The sequence below is a fragment of the Streptomyces sp. 4F14 genome, assembly GCF_048159485.1.
Classification (GTDB): Bacteria; Actinomycetota; Actinomycetes; order Streptomycetales; family Streptomycetaceae; genus Streptomyces.
This window is the reverse complement of the sequence record NZ_JBLRVY010000198.1, coordinates 1-394: the sequence shown is the minus strand read 5'-3', so window position 1 is coordinate 394 and position 394 is coordinate 1. Positions and strand designations below refer to the sequence as shown.

At 66.2% G+C, this 394-nt stretch carries 1 protein-coding gene; it reads right to left on the bottom strand.

The genetic code is table 11. The features are described 5' to 3' along the window. Nucleotides 1-394 (bottom strand): ATP-binding protein (locus ACLZOT_RS50300; RefSeq protein WP_416976031.1); only part of this gene is annotated, 394 nt, incomplete at both ends.

The following is a 394-nucleotide window of genomic DNA, read 5'->3' as shown; positions in this document are numbered from 1 at the left end:
AACAGAAACCGGGTGTCGCCCTGTCGCTGCTGAAAGAGCCTTCGGCGACTCGGCTGGAGGGAGCAGGAGCTTGTTGGGCACGACCACCAAGGCGGTCGTGCCCTGGAAGATGTTCTCGCGCAGCTCGACCCGGATGCCGTACCGCTTGGCGAGCTTGGCCACGACCAGCAACCCGAGCTGCCGGGCGTGGAGCTGCTCGGCCAGATGCTCCTCCCGGGGCTGCGCCAGCATCCGGTTGTACCGTTCCAGCTGATCGGCGGGCTGTCCCAGCCCTCTGTCCTCGATCTCGACCACCAGGCCGGCCTTCACCGGCTTGGACTGCACCGTCACCATACGGTCGGGATGCGAGCACTCCGCGCCGTTCTCGATCAGCTCGGCCAGCAGATGTTCGACA